This is a genomic window from Pandoraea pneumonica, assembly GCF_049918595.1.
GTDB classification, from domain to species: Bacteria; Pseudomonadota; Gammaproteobacteria; order Burkholderiales; family Burkholderiaceae; genus Pandoraea; species Pandoraea pneumonica_A.
Genome location: NZ_JBNCRZ010000023.1, coordinates 1 through 234, shown reverse-complemented (window position 1 = coordinate 234; position 234 = coordinate 1). Strand labels below are relative to the sequence as shown.

General features: G+C 26.1%; 1 protein-coding gene. It reads left to right on the top strand.

Annotated features, from left to right (window positions below; genetic code table 11):
• Positions 1 to 234, top strand: a 234-nt coding sequence (locus ACPWR9_RS25880) for a hypothetical protein (protein WP_426335289.1), incomplete at both ends; no start/stop codon positions are given.

Sequence of the window (234 nt, the reverse complement as noted above, 5' to 3'; positions counted from 1 at the left end):
CATAGACAAAAAAATAAAAAAAAGCCACAAAAAAAAAACCCTACGCCCCCCCCAGCCCCAAAAATAAAAACAAAACCACAACAAAAAAAACCGCCCAAAAAAAAAAAAAACCAAAAAAAAAAAAAAAAAAATAAAAAAAAAAAAAAAAAAACAAAACACCCTCCACCCCCAGAAAAAAAAAAAAAAAAAAAAAAACACCCAACAACAAAAAAACCACAAACAAAAAAAAAAAAA